This window comes from Clostridium luticellarii (genome assembly GCF_002995845.1).
In the GTDB taxonomy this organism is placed as follows: domain Bacteria; phylum Bacillota; class Clostridia; order Clostridiales; family Clostridiaceae; genus Clostridium_B; species Clostridium_B luticellarii.
The window spans coordinates 12,680-26,667 of the sequence record NZ_PVXP01000019.1 but is presented as its reverse complement, the minus strand read 5'-3'; the positions used below and the strand labels follow the sequence as shown (position 1 = coordinate 26,667).

The window sequence follows — 13,988 nt, the reverse complement described above, 5'->3', positions numbered from 1 at the left end:
AATGTCAAAAAAGCTGCATGAAGTGCAGCTATATGTTCATTATTTTCCTGAATTCTTTTACGTTGCTTCTGCTCACTGGAACCTGAAACTCCATACCATCAAGTTTCAGATTATAGGTATTGTTGAACCAGGGAATTATCTCCTTTATTTTAGCTATGTTTACGATGTAGGATCTATGGCATTTAAAAAATTTACTTTTTGGAAGAGTACTGTAAAAATCAGATATACTTTCGTTTACAAAGTATTCCTGATCTTTTGTGTATACCACAGTTATTCTCTCCTTGGCACAGCAGTAATATATATTGTCCATGTCAACTACTATGATCTTGTCATTTTTCCATAAATTTATCTTATTCAGCATACTTTTTTTAGGTGAACTGTGGTTCTTTTCCTCATAGGCCATTTGAAGCTTCTTTAGCATGGATTTTATTCTGGATTCATCATAGGGCTTCAATATATAGTCGAAAGCTTCTAGCTCAAAAGCCTCCACAGCGTATTCTCTGTAAGCTGTGATAAATATTATATATGGTTTTTTTGAAAATTTGCTTATATTCTTGGCAAGCATAACTCCATCTATGGAGGGTATGTTTATATCCAGAAATATGACATCAATTTCATTTTGCTGAATGAATTTAAGCACATCCAGGCCATCCTCAAATTCACCTTCAATTTCAATACTGCTGTAGTTTTTTATAAAGTATTTCAATTCCTCTCTGGCTGTAAATTCATCTTCTGCTATTATTGCCTTCACAAACTCACCTTCTAACATAAAATTCTATTTTTGTGCCTCTTTCCAATCTTTCGATTTTGAGTCCCTGGCCGTATATGAGTTTCAATCTGGAATGTACATTGTAAAGTCCGATTTTGTTTTCGGGCATATTATCGTGATATATCTTTTCAATGACTTTCTGGCTTATTCCAACTCCACTGTCTTCCACCGATACCTTTACTTCATGGCCCATGTTCTTCACGCTTATTTTCACAGTACCGGGACCTTTTGATTTCAATATTCCGTGTATTATTGCATTTTCAACCAGGGGCTGTATTATAAGGCTGGGTACTTTTATATCCACCTCATCTATATCATATACCATATTCAGCTTTGTTCCAAAACGGGCTTTTTCTATTTCTATATAGTCCCTCACCTGTTTCAATTCACTTTTTATAGGTATGAATTCATCGTTCAGTTCCAGATTAAATCTCAAATAGCTTGAAAGATTTATTATAAGTTCTCTTGCCTTGTCAGGGTTTATTCTTATAAATGAAGCTATGGCATTTAATGCGTTGAACAGAAAATGAGGATTTATTTTTGTCTGAAGAGCCTTGATTTCAGCTTTGTCTGCCATCTCTTTAATCTGTTCCACTTTAGAAACTTCCATAAGGGTGGATATAATCTGGGAGAGTCCTACAGCCAGGCTTTTTAGAGAATAGGTTATCTTGTGGGCCTTCACGTAGTATATCTTCAGGGCTCCTATGACTTCTTCCTTGTCTTTTAAAGGTATTATGATGGCCGATTTGAGCTTTGGACTCCTGTTGTCTATATGGTCGTCTTTTATTATTATGTTTCCACTTGATATAGCTTCCTTGGTGGTATCGTTCAGTATATGTGTGCCTATATTGTAATATTCTTCTCCAACTCCCGTATAGGCGAGTATATATTTGTTGTCTGTTATGGATACAGCATCTGCTTTTATATCGGTTTTTATTATGTAACATATCTTATCCAGAGAATCACTGTTTATTTTTCTGAAATAGGGCAGGGTTTTATTTGCTATGTCAAGAGCCAGTTTTGCCTGTCTGGCAGCTATCATGTCTTTTTCATCCTCTACATTTTGTACCAGAAGTACTATGAATCCCACGTTGACCTCACCGATTATCATGGGAATTGCAATTTTTGAAATTATATCGATTCCTATACTGTAAGGTCTTGCAAAGATCACTATGAGCACCATGGTTAGAGTTTCACAGAGCATACCGGTTATTATACCTGCTATCCATCTGTATTTCTTTTTGAGCCTGGTGTTTATGAATCCTGCAGTTATTCCAGCGGTTACACTGCTTATCAGACAGGGGAGAGAGGTAATGCCGTTTATGTCTATCAAATATCTGTGGAGGCCTGATATTACACCGGAGGTTATTCCTACGAAAGGACCAAACAATATACCTCCTGATATTATGGTGACTATTCTAACATTTACAAGAGAACCCTCTACCCTAAGACCAGTGTAGGTTCCAGCCACTGAAAAAATGCTGAAGATCAATGAGATTATGAAAAGATCTTTCTTTGTATAATTTTCTTTTTGAAATATATTTCTAAAGCGCTGTATTCTGGTTATTATGAATAGGCAGATTATTAAAAGTGCTGCTCTTTCCATGAATTTAATCAGTATATTATAAGTATCCGCCAAGGTTCTCCTCCTAAAATTTGTTTCATTTAAATACGTATATTTTAGCACAGTTTATATTGAAAGGTACAGGAAATTGATTTAAATTTATGTTATTATGTATATACTAAATTCAGGAAGGGGATAGACTTATGCTGGATTTATGCTTGCTGGGCTGTGGAGGAAGTATGCCTGTTCCTGGAAGATACCTTACTTCAGTGATAGCTTCCTACAATGGGAGAAAGCTTCTCATAGATTGTGGTGAAGGTACTCAGCTCAGCCTGAAAATTTTAGGATGGAAAATAAAGAACATAGATATTATTTTATTTACACATTTTCATGCAGATCATATAGCAGGGCTTCCTGGATTGCTGCTTACCATGGCCAATTCAGGAAGGACAGAACCTGTCAGTATAATGGGACCAGCAGGACTTTCAAAAGTGGTAAACGGGCTCAGGGTGATAGCTCCGCTGCTTCCCTACAAAATAAATTTGATTGAGCTTTGTGGGCGGGGAAGCTGCTGCAGGAAGATAGGGGATTTTACTATAAATGCATTGTCAGTGGATCACTATATGCCCTGCTTTGCATATTCTCTTGACATAACCAGAAACAGAAAATTTGACAAAAATAAAGCTCTGGAAAATAAAGTTCCCATCAGGTTTTGGAGCAGGCTTCAAAGAGGAGAGACCATGGAAGACAAGGATCATGTATATGATCCTGACATGGTACTTGGATGTAAAAGACCAGGATTGAAAATATCCTACTGTACAGATTCAAGACCTACAGAAGCACTGGTAAAATTTATTGAAGGTTCTGATGTATTCATATGCGAAGGTATGTATGGGGATAATGAAGATATTCCAAAGGCTGTAAAGTACAAACACATGGTATTTTCGGAAGCAGCCCTTCTTGCTGTGAGGGGAAAAGTGAGAGAACTGTGGCTTACTCATTTTAGCCCTTCCATGCCTCATCCGGACATATATTTGAAAAATGCAAAAGATATATTTGAAAACACAGTGCTGGGAAGAGACAGGTATGAGAAGAGCATCAATTTCAGGTAAAGAGGGGATTGTTAGATTCAAGCATGTGTCTTAGTGATGAATAAATACTTTTAATCTGGTAGAAATATTATTGATTTTACCGTATAATAAAATTAATATATATTTAAATTAAGATGATACTAGTCTAGGGTGGTTTTGGTATGATAGATTATCATAATGATATAGATAAATTTCTTGAAAATCTGGGTGATGATGTGATTTTTTCAAAAAATGCATCTCTTATAGCTGTAAATAAAAATATGTTTATGCTTTACTGGAGAATTGGCAATTTGATTTTGGAGAAACAAAATCAAGGCTGTGGAGATGAATTCATAAGTACTCTGGCACAGTATTTTAGGATTAAATTTCCAGATAATCTAGGGTTTTCAGAAAAAAATTTAAAGAGCATGGTTAAATTTGCCAGTGAGTATGAATCTCAAAACTTTGTGGAGAATACAGCTTCTAGAATAAGCTGGTCCTGTAATATGGTTATTCTAGACAGGATAAAAGATATAAATAAGAGAATGGAATATGCGGATAAGGTTCTGGAAAAAGGATGGACTGTGGAAGAACTGATAAAAAAAATAGATTTGCAGTATGGTATAGAAGAAGAGGTTGATGAAGAGGTTTCTCACAATGACACAATGGTGGAACAAGAGCAGCCTTTTGAAAATAAAGATATTATAACATCGGAAACGGACTGTGGTCCTGAAGATAAGAACAATGGGAAAAAAGAAGATGCAGGTGCAGCACATTTTATAAAGGATATAGTTTTAACTGATAAGTCGGATGAAAAAGATTTGAAAAATTATTTTTTAATATTAAAAGATGAGTATCTCGTAGATTTTATGAATAATTCGGATGAGGAAAAGGAAAAAATTTTTGAGAAACAGTTTGTTAAATCAACCATAGAATTTTTTTTGGAACTGAACTCTGGGTTTGCATTGGTTGGCAACAGATATCATATAGAACTTTCAGGAGGAGATTATTACATAGATTTGCTTTTCTATAATTTAAAACTGAAAGGTTATGTGGCAGTAGAATTGAAAATTGGGAGATTTAAACCTGAATATCTGGGAATCCTGACTTTTCATCTTTCTCTGTTGGATGATTCGGTTAAAGGTGAAGATGACAGAAGTTCTGTAGGTATAATGATCTGCAAGGAAGATGAAAAATTAATTGTGCAGTACGCTTTTAAAAATCTGGAAGAATCAGGAGATTCCGAATACATACTGAATGAGGATATTCCAGGTAAATTTCAGGGTATATTACCTAGAGTGGAAGAAATAGGGTGTGGAATTAAGGCAAAATTAAAATCATTTTGAGTTAATGAAGCCGGAAAGATTTTTACTTTCTGGCTTTTTATTTAAGTTATTATCAAATTATTGCACCTGAATTCATACAATATAATAACAATATTTATAGAAAGGTTTGTTTATGGGTAAAAGAGAAGGTTATTATATTGAACTGGACGAAATAGCTGAAAACATGCTGAGAGGTGCAAATTTTATTGGATCTGGTCATAATGGCATAGTGTATCTGCTTGAAGATGGCAGAGTGATAAAAATATTTAAAAACAAGTATGTATGTAAAAATGAATATGATATATTGAAAAAAACCAGCAAAAGCAAATATTTTCCTCAAGTATATCTTCATGGAGATTATTATATTGTAAGAAGTTATGTTAGCGGAGAGAGACTTGATTATTATATTAAGAAAAATGGACTGAATAAAGAGGCAGCCATCAATATAATTCAGCTTATAAGGGAATTTAAAGAACTTGGATTCACCAAGTTGGACATAAGGTGCAAGGATCTTTATATAAATAATGATTTTTCCATAAAGGTAATAGATCCTAAAAACAATTATTCCAGAAATTGTGATTATCCGCGTCATCTTATGAAGGGATTGAGCAAGTTGGGGGTGCTGGATGATTTTTTGAAGATTGTAAAGGAAGAATACAGCCAGGACTATGGAAAATGGAATTTTAAAATGCAGAGATATTTGAGGAAAGGTATAAAATGATAAGACTTTTCGGATATGAACTGTAAATTGGATAAATAGCAGTGGAGGTGGATAATTTTGATCTTTATATCGACAGCTTTGTACAGTGAGGCAGAACCATTCATAAAGAGATTTTCTTTAAAAAAATATAATTCTATAAATAAATTTGAAGTTTTTAAGAATGATGAAATTTTACTTATAATAAGTAAAACTGGAGCCGTAAATGCAGCTAGTGCCTGTAGTTATATTATAGGAAAATTTGATGTAACTGCATATGATACTTTTATAAATATAGGATTATGTGAAAGTGTGAACGGGAAATTTAAAGCAGGTGCTGTAGTACTTTGCAATAAAATAATCAATGGTGAAACCGGCATGGATTTTTATCCAGATATGATATTCAAGCATCCTTTTGAAGAAGGGTGCTTGGATAGTTTTTCCAGGGCTTCCGGAAAGGAGTCTCCTGAAAGTATAAAGGGGGACATTGCAGATGTAGAAGGAGCTGCCTTTTTTGAATCAGTATCTATATTTTTACCACCTCATAGAATTTACTGCTTGAAAATAGTAGCGGGTTATTTGGGCATCGGCAATTTGGAGCCGGCAAAAGCAGACAGTTTAGTTGAAAAAAATTCGGTGGAAATTTGCAAATGGATACTTGATATCTCCCATGAATGCGCCAAACCAATTGATATACTGGATGAGAAAGACATGAATTACATAAATGAGATCATATTAAATTTGAACTTATCAGTATCCATGCAGCAGAAACTTAAGAAATTATGTAGATCCTATAAAATAAGGCAGGATAGCTTGATTCTAGCTCTTGAACCATTTACACAGATTTACTGTAAAACTAAACAGGAGAGGAAGATATATTTTGAGAAATTGGTACAACAGCTTAAATTCATCTAGTTTCTCTCATATTTATGTGGAAAACAGGGTACTTCAGAACGAAAATGCAAAAGCCATACTTTCAAGATTCAAGAATTCCAGGGTAATAAATATTGAACACTATAAAGATGTATTCTGCAGGCATAATCAAGATTTTTTGGCGCAGAAAAAATCACCTCAGCTGATACTGGCGCATAATGACGGAAATTTAATTTATAAAGGTGCCAAAGTTTGTGATGATTTCGGGAACAAATATTTTTACTATACATCTTCCATAATGAATTGCATTTATAATTGTGAATACTGCTATCTTCAGGGAATGTATTCTTCCGCCAACATAGTTGTATTTGTAAATATAGAGGATGTATTTCATCAGGTGGAGCATATTTTGAAAGAACATCCTGCATACATATGCATATCTTATGATACAGATATTATGGCTTTTGAAAATATCACGGGATTTTTGAACAAATGGCTGGAATTTGCTGGAGTGAGAGATAATTTAAAAATAGAAGTCAGGACCAAAAGCTCTAATTTTAAAAGTATAGAAAAAGCCGTACCGGGGGACAATATTATACTTGCATGGACAATTTCGCCAGATGAAATTGCAAAAAAATATGAACAAATGGCTCCGGGATTGGACTCCAGGTTGGAATCAGCCAGAAGTGCCCTGAAGAAGGGATGGAAGGTTAGAATATGTTTTGATCCCATATTATATGTTGAAAATTGGGATGAATATTATAAAAAATGTATAGAAAAAACTTTTCGGGTAATTCCGGCAGATAAAATACAAGATGTAAGTATAGGTGTATTTAGAATTTCAAAAAATTATTTTAAAAATATGATGAAATCAAATCCAAATTCTCTTTTACTTTCCTATCCTTTTGAAATACTGGATAGTGTGTGTACCTATTCTGAAGAACATCATAATAAGATGGTGAATTTCGTATACAACATGGTTTCCAGTTATGTTGGAAAAGATAAAATATTTATACAGTAGACTCAAAGCAATTATGGCAAAAGTTCAGTAGAGAATAACTAAAGTTCAGAGTGCAAGTTGTATTTAGATATCAGAGCTGAAGTATCAAATTTGCACTTTAAACTTTATATTTTAAATATCTACTATTGCAGTGTATCCAAAGTGAGTTCAGTTATTATTTTTGCTAGAATGCTCTCTGCCCCTTCATTTAAATTTATATGAGTTCTCATTATTCCGTCATAGCTGCCGTTAGTAAAATTATCCACCAGGGTTTTGTTTATGGAATTTTTTCCTCGAAACCACTCGTAGCAGGCATAAGCTCTATCCAGATATTTTTGATGTCTGAATATATTGTAGGCTTCTGTATACATAATACATGTACCGCAGGCCTCTATAGGTTGTTCGTCGAATTCAGAAGGAGCTGCATCTCCTTTCTTAAACCAGGTATTGCTGCCTATAGGTTTGAAATAGCCTTTTGAAAAACTGATTTTTTCTAGAAAGTCCAGGGATTTGAGTGCTGTGTCAATATATTTTTTGTTTTTTAATATACTTCCGCTTTTTAACATGCTCCAGGGAAGCATAGCATTTCCATAAGTCAGACTATCCTCAAACCACTGCCAGGAATCCTCCTTATGAGCTTCAAAATTATCCAAAAGGTACTGGGAGATATCAACCATTGTATCTTTTGTCGTACTGATTAGATCCTGAGTGGTTGCCAGGGGTGTATTGTTGAATTTTAACACTTCAATTCCATTTAAATACTTATCTACAGGCTCTTTTATGTTGCTTGTATTTTTTTCTGAAAGAGCTTTGTAGAAAAAGCTCAATCCCAGCAGAGAATAGGATTTTCCTCTTATATGAGCCAGTGAAGGTATATTGGGTATTGCTCTGTACAGCATGGTTAAAGCTGCAGATTTGATAGATTGCGGTATACTTTCTGAACTGAAGGTATAGCCGAGTGTCCACAGACATCTTCCAAAACAGTCTTCAGACCCTTCTTCCTCCGTAAAGTTTCTGTTGTAATCCATAAAATTTTTAAAAGTACCTTTTTTGTTTTGGGCATATAGTAAAAAAGAAGTATATATAAGAATTAGCTTCAAATATTTTCTGCTTTTAAATTTTTCATAGAGCATTACTGCTGCAATTAAGGCTCTTGAATTGTCATCTGTGGTATAACCCGAGTTCGGATCAGGTACTGAAAATACACTGTGCTGAATAATTCCTGTATCATCGGTCATTATAAAAAGCGGCATTGAATGCTCTTCCTCAAAAATACGCATGACTGCTATACCACCTGCCTTGTAATTTTACTGGTTTTGATTATATTTAAAAATAAATTTTCATATTGTTTTGATACGTAAGACCATTTCATCTTTTTACCCAGGTAAAGCATGCTGTTTTCCATATTTTTTCTGGATGCAGGATTATCAAGCAAGTATAGTATGGCCCGGGCCAGGGAAGTTGAATCCTTAAATTTGGCAAGCATTCCCTTTCCATCCTTCAACATTTCCTGTGCGTATCTGTATGGGGTAGAGACTATTACCTTTCCATACCCTGCAGCATAAGCCAGTGTACCGCTCACTGCCTGTTCACCTTCCAGATAAGGTGTCACATATATGTCAGACAGAGTCAAATACTGTACTATTTCTTTTTTTGTAAGGTATTTGTTTACAAATTGTACGTTGTTCTCTATATGGAATTTTGAAACCAAGTCCTGTAATTTTTTTCTGTAACTTTCCCCCTGGACCTTTTTTACACAAGGATGGGTCTGACCAAGCACCAGATAAAGTACTTCAGGATGGGCTTTTACTACCTGACTCACAGCTTCAATGGCATATTCTATGCCTTTTCCAGGACTTAAAAGTCCAAATGTACTTATGACATTTCTATTTTGAAAACCAAATACTTTTTTTAAGGATTCTCTGCTCTCTACATCAATATCAGGCACTCCATGAGGTATTACAGTAATTTTATTTTCCGGTATATTGTATATCTTATTTAAAATTTCTATAGAATTTTCTCCCATGGTAATGATTTTTTTGCTTTTGCTGCCCAATATTTTAAGTATTTCCCTCTGTTTTTCATTTGGATTTGACAATATGGTGTGAAAGGTTGTTATAAAAGGAATTTTTAAGTTGTTTATAAAATCCAGAAGGTACTCTCCGCATTCCCCGCCGTATATTCCGTATTCATGTTCTATTACAACCAGATCCGTGTCTGAATTATTTATCAGGTTCGCAAGGTGGATATAAGATTTTCTGTCAAATTGATTTAAAGTAGACCATATATCTTTCTCATATTTATAGTTTTCATCATTTATAGCAGCTATTTTATAATTGTCCGAAGGGAATTCATAGGACAGATTTTTGGTTAAATCGGCAGTAAAAGTTGCTATTCCACATGCCCTTGGCGGATAAGTACTTAAAAAAATTATGTTTTTGTTCACTAATATCACCTCTTTAGTTTTTATATAGCAAGCAGATTGTTATCATAATTATTTGAAACATAGGCTGTATTTAATAGGTCACAGCATTTATCTATAGTGCAGTCGGAGCTTATTACAGAATTTGTTATATTTACATCTCCGTTTATGTTTATTCTGTCCCACAGTATGCTTCTGCTTATATTGCTCATTTGATCTATATGGCAGTTATTTCCGATGACCGTATAAGGACCTATTTGAACATTGGAACCTATAATGGAATTATTGCCAATAAACACCGGCCCTATTATTTTTGCATCCGGATATATTTTTACATTCTTACTTTTAAAGATTATGTTCTTTATATCTGAAATATTATTGGCTTTTCTATATTTGTTACAGCTACTGTGAAGTATGTCTACATGTGCCTGTATATATTTCTTTAAAGTTCCCACATCAATCCAGTAGTCATTGTATTTATAAGCTGCCATCCTATAGCCTTTTTCAAGTAATAGAGGATAAACATCCCTTTCTACGGATACCACCCTGTCTTTGGGTATTTCTTTAAAAACTTCCGGTTCAAATACATAAACTCCAGCATTTATCCATTTTGAATTTGTTTCGCCCTGTTTGGGTTTTTCTTTAAATGCATTTATATAATTATCACTGTCAAATTCTATAACTCCATATTGAGAAGGGTCTTTGACCTTTGTCATTGCAATGGAAACTGAGGCCTTCTTTTTATTGTGAAATTTTACAAGATCTCTGTAGGATATGTCATCTACTATATCAGAATTCAAAACTATAAAAGTATCATCAAAAAATTTTTCGGAATTTTTTATAGCACCTCCTGTCCCAAGTGGAATGTCTTCTGAAACGTAATCTATTTTTATGCCTAATTTTGAACCATTATCCAAATAATTTTTTATATAATGAGATTTGTAACAAGTACTTAGAACTACTTCGGTAACTCCGGCTTCTTTTAGTTTGTTTATCACTCTTTCTATAAGCGGTTTTCCCATAATTGGAACCATGGGTTTTGGTAACCTGTCTGTTAGAGGTCTTAATCTAGTACCCTTGCCCCCGGCTAAAAGTAATGCTTTCATATCGATTCCTCCCTTATGTTAATTAAATTTCTTATATTGAATAAACACTCTTATTTTACAAAGAATGTTATCTGCCAAATGAATTTTAATTATTTGCATTGATTAAATGGAAAACCTAACATATTATGAATATTATTCCTCAGGTAGTATTTATAGCTATTGCTGAACCTTTTAAAATAAAAGGTCAGTTTAAGATATGAATTGATAGCTGTGAAATTAAGAATGTTTTAAATCTCCATAACAGTATTAGCATCCATTGGTATGGATTGGCATGGACTGCTAATAAAACCATTGTAATATAATAATATTATTATGTCAACATGATATTCCATAATTTACTAAATACAATTATACAAAGTTGTTTTAATATAATTAAAATCTGAAAATAATGGTATAATAGGATAGTAAAATATCAGAGTTCAGAGTCAAATATTTTATATTTGCATAATGAGAACTGTGAATTGTGAGTTATGCATTGTCAAAGGGGGATTTTTATGAAAAAGAGATTGAGTGCACTTATTTTGGTGCTGATGTTTATAGTATCAACTTTATTTGCAGCAGGTTGTTCCAATGGTTCCAGTAATACTTCATCGGATGTCAAAGGAAAGAAGATTGAGATTGCGGCGTTAAAAGGTGCTACTGGAATGGGAATGTCAAAACTTATGGAGAATAAAAAAGACTACCATATTACCTTGTACGATTCACCAGATCAAATAACTTCAAAACTTATAAATGGAGAATTGGATGGAGCGGCAGTGCCTTCAAATTTGGCTTCTATTTTGTACAACAAGACCAAGGGTCAGGTCAAATTGGTTGCCATAAATACATTAGGTGTACTATATATTGTAGAAAATGGCAGTACAGTGAAAAGTATAGGAGATTTAAAGGGGAAGACCCTTTATTCAAGCAACAAGGGCTCCACACCTGAGTTTATATTGAATTACATATTAAGAAAAAATGGCCTGGAGCCTGGAAAGGATGTAATTGTGGATTACAAAATGAACCACAGTGATCTGGCAGCTGCAGTGGCATCTAAAAAAGTAGATCTGGCAGTACTTCCGGAACCTTTTGTAACTACTACCAGGATGAAGGACAAGAATCTTCAGGTCCCTATAGATTTGACTAAAGAATGGGATAAAGCTTCTGATGGACAAAGTAAACTGGCCATGGGTACCATAGTGTTTAGAAAATCCTTTATAGATAAGAGATCGAAGGATTTGGACAATTTTTTGGATAAATACAGGGATTCTGTGGATTTTGTGAATTCAAATAAAACGGAAGCAGGAAAACTGATGGAAAAATACAGCATAATTCCAAAGGCAAAAGTGGCTGAAATGGCAATACCAGGAAGCAATATAGTATTTATAAATGCCAAAGACGGGAAACAGGTTCTCCAAAAATTTTATAAAGTTTTATATGACAGTGATCCAAAATCTGTTGGAGGAAAGATGCCGGATGAAAATTTCTATTACAGTGGAAACAAGAATAATTAAAAAGATATGCATACTGTTGTTTTGGTTGTTTATATGGGAGCTCTGCTCCCTTTTTATAAATAATTCTCTTATTTTGCCATCGCCTCTTCAAGTTTTGAAAACTCTATTTGTGCTCATGAAAGAGGCTTATTTCTGGCAAAGTGTTTTCAGCAGTGTAATAAGAGTGATTTCAGGAATCTTGATATCTATAATTGTGGGGGTGGTATTTGGTGTGGCTGCAGGTCTCAATGAATTTGTGGAGGAGCTTTTAAATCCTCTTATAATTACCATGAAGGCAACTCCTGTCATGTCTATAATTATTATAGCATTACTCTGGTTTAACTCATCTCATGTAGTTGTTTTTACAGCTATTCTCATATGCTTTCCCATAGTATATACAAATGTAATTCAAGGGATAAAGTCTGTAGATGAGAGGCTTATTCAAATGGCACAAGTATATAGAGTAAAGCAAAAATATTTGTTAAAAGATATATATATACCCGGCATAAAAAATTATATTATATCAGGTATACTCATGTGCCTTGGAATCGGCTGGAAGGTCTCGGTGGCATCGGAGGTACTGAGTACACCTAATAACTCTATAGGATTGAATCTTCTCAATTCCAAGACGACTCTTGAAACTCCCGAGCTATTTGCATGGACTATTGTGGTTGTTATATTGAGTTTTACCTTTGAATGGATATTTAAACTCTATTTGAGGGCAAAAAAATAATTTTCGTGAAATAGGGAGGATAAGTTCTATGTCAAATGATGATATATATGAAGTCAGCATTAGAAGTTTAAACAAATCCTATGGCAGGGCATCTGTATTTAAGAACTTAAATATAAATTTTTTAAAAGACAAGATCACAGCGGTACTTGGGCCTTCCGGGTGTGGTAAGACTACTCTTTTAAATATTATAAGCGGAATTGAAAAGGACTATAGCGGGCAGGTATATTTGAGAAGCAGTAGATTATCCTATGTCTTTCAGGAAGATAGGCTTATCCCTCATTTTACAGTATATGAAAATGTGGCTTTTGTATTAAAATCTGTAATGAGCAAAGGTGAAATAGAAGCAACTGTGAATAGTTTTTTGAACATGGTGGAATTGTCAGACTGCAGAGATAAGCTTCCAGCAGAATTAAGCGGAGGCATGAAGAGAAGAGTTGCACTTGCCAGAGCATTTGCCTATAAAAGTGATCTGCTTCTGATGGATGAACCTTTCAAGGGCCTGGATAATAGATTGAAAGGTGAAATAATACAGAAATTCCTGCTGCTTTACAGGAAAGATAGAAGGACGGTTATAATGGTAACTCATGATAAAGAGGAAGCCAGGGAATTAGGTGATGTAATTTATTCGTTGGAGTGAAGTACAGTAGAAATATTGATTAATTTCAATTATTGTAGTAATATAATTGATGTCTGTATAATATATAGAATTAAATAGTTTTATATATCCCGGGGGTGCTGGTGTTACCGGCTGAGATGAGGATTGAATCTTTAGACCCTAGTTGTACCTGATCTGGTTAATGCCAGCGTAGGAAGAGGTTTAAATATAGTTTTGGTTTATAAAGGTACAAACATTTTTTCAAAAGTTTGTACCTTTTTTGATGAAGAATAATTGGGAACTGTAAATCTTGCATTGAAAAGGTGGGGTTATATGAGAACATTTGTAAAAGTATATTCTGT

At 34.1% G+C, this 13,988-nt stretch carries 13 protein-coding genes and 1 riboswitch; of the genes, 8 read left to right on the top strand and 5 right to left on the bottom strand.

Translation table 11 applies throughout. The annotated features are described in order from the left end of the window. Positions 1-28 precede the first annotated feature (28 nt). The gene (locus CLLU_RS08410; protein WP_106009319.1) at positions 29-751 is read right to left on the bottom strand and encodes a LytR/AlgR family response regulator transcription factor; all 723 of its coding nucleotides are present in this window, start codon (positions 749-751) and stop codon (positions 29-31) included. A 4-nt stretch (positions 752-755) separates the two neighbouring features. Next, positions 756-2,408 carry a sensor histidine kinase gene (locus CLLU_RS08405; protein WP_207655967.1) on the bottom strand — a complete coding sequence of 551 codons (1,653 nt, stop codon included), beginning with the start codon at positions 2,406-2,408 and terminating at the stop codon, positions 756-758. A gap of 128 nt (positions 2,409-2,536) precedes the next feature. On the opposite strand from CLLU_RS08405, the gene CLLU_RS08400 reads away from it, so the two are divergent. The 5 genes from CLLU_RS08400 to CLLU_RS08380 all read left to right on the top strand — a co-directional run bounded on the left by CLLU_RS08400 (position 2,537) and on the right by CLLU_RS08380 (position 7,319). Continuing rightward, positions 2,537-3,445 carry a ribonuclease Z gene (locus tag CLLU_RS08400; protein ID WP_106009296.1) on the top strand — a complete coding sequence of 303 codons (909 nt, stop codon included), beginning with the start codon at positions 2,537-2,539 and terminating at the stop codon, positions 3,443-3,445. 140 nt (positions 3,446-3,585) lie between these two features. Beyond that, positions 3,586-4,749 carry a PDDEXK nuclease domain-containing protein gene (locus CLLU_RS08395; RefSeq protein ID WP_106009295.1) on the top strand — a complete coding sequence of 388 codons (1,164 nt, stop codon included), beginning with the start codon at positions 3,586-3,588 and terminating at the stop codon, positions 4,747-4,749. Between the two features lie 112 nt (positions 4,750-4,861). Further along, the gene (locus CLLU_RS08390; protein ID WP_106009294.1) at positions 4,862-5,449 is read left to right on the top strand and encodes a protein kinase; all 588 of its coding nucleotides are present in this window, start codon (positions 4,862-4,864) and stop codon (positions 5,447-5,449) included. Between the two features lie 57 nt (positions 5,450-5,506). After that, positions 5,507-6,340: a 5'-methylthioadenosine/S-adenosylhomocysteine nucleosidase family protein gene (locus CLLU_RS08385; protein WP_106009293.1), complete on the top strand. Its 834-nt coding sequence runs from the start codon at positions 5,507-5,509 to the stop codon at positions 6,338-6,340. Beyond that, a complete protein-coding gene (locus CLLU_RS08380) occupies positions 6,306-7,319 on the top strand; it encodes an SPL family radical SAM protein (RefSeq protein WP_106009292.1) in 1,014 nt (337 codons plus the stop codon). Before CLLU_RS08385 ends, CLLU_RS08380 begins: the two co-directional genes overlap by 35 nt. Positions 7,320-7,441: 122 nt before the next feature. Here CLLU_RS08380 and CLLU_RS08375 read toward each other — a convergent pair whose 3' ends face one another. Genes CLLU_RS08375 through CLLU_RS08365 form a run of 3 tightly spaced genes read right to left on the bottom strand, consistent with a single transcriptional unit; the run spans position 7,442 to position 10,826 of the window. After that, positions 7,442-8,578, bottom strand: coding sequence for a glycosyltransferase (locus CLLU_RS08375; RefSeq protein ID WP_106009291.1), 1,137 nt, complete (start codon positions 8,576-8,578; stop codon positions 7,442-7,444). 5 nt (positions 8,579-8,583) lie between these two features. Beyond that, positions 8,584-9,744 carry a glycosyltransferase family 4 protein gene (locus CLLU_RS08370; RefSeq protein WP_420866703.1) on the bottom strand — a complete coding sequence of 387 codons (1,161 nt, stop codon included), beginning with the start codon at positions 9,742-9,744 and terminating at the stop codon, positions 8,584-8,586. 20 nt (positions 9,745-9,764) lie between these two features. Beyond that, entirely contained in the window at positions 9,765-10,826 is a 1,062-nt protein-coding gene (locus tag CLLU_RS08365; protein WP_106009290.1) for a nucleotidyltransferase family protein, read from the bottom strand. 494 nt (positions 10,827-11,320) lie between these two features. Between CLLU_RS08365 and CLLU_RS08360 the strand changes: the two genes are divergently transcribed. Genes CLLU_RS08360 through CLLU_RS08350 form a run of 3 tightly spaced genes read left to right on the top strand, consistent with a single transcriptional unit; the run spans position 11,321 to position 13,668 of the window. Then, positions 11,321-12,319, top strand: coding sequence for an ABC transporter substrate-binding protein (locus CLLU_RS08360; RefSeq protein WP_106009289.1), 999 nt, complete (start codon positions 11,321-11,323; stop codon positions 12,317-12,319). Then, the gene (locus CLLU_RS08355) at positions 12,282-13,031 is read left to right on the top strand and encodes an ABC transporter permease (RefSeq protein WP_106009288.1); all 750 of its coding nucleotides are present in this window, start codon (positions 12,282-12,284) and stop codon (positions 13,029-13,031) included. Before CLLU_RS08360 ends, CLLU_RS08355 begins: the two co-directional genes overlap by 38 nt. A gap of 28 nt (positions 13,032-13,059) precedes the next feature. Then, positions 13,060-13,668: an ABC transporter ATP-binding protein gene (locus CLLU_RS08350; RefSeq protein WP_106009287.1), complete on the top strand. Its 609-nt coding sequence runs from the start codon at positions 13,060-13,062 to the stop codon at positions 13,666-13,668. Positions 13,669-13,749: 81 nt separating this feature from the next. Continuing rightward, positions 13,750-13,860: riboswitch (TPP riboswitch) on the top strand. Positions 13,861-13,988 lie beyond the last annotated feature (128 nt).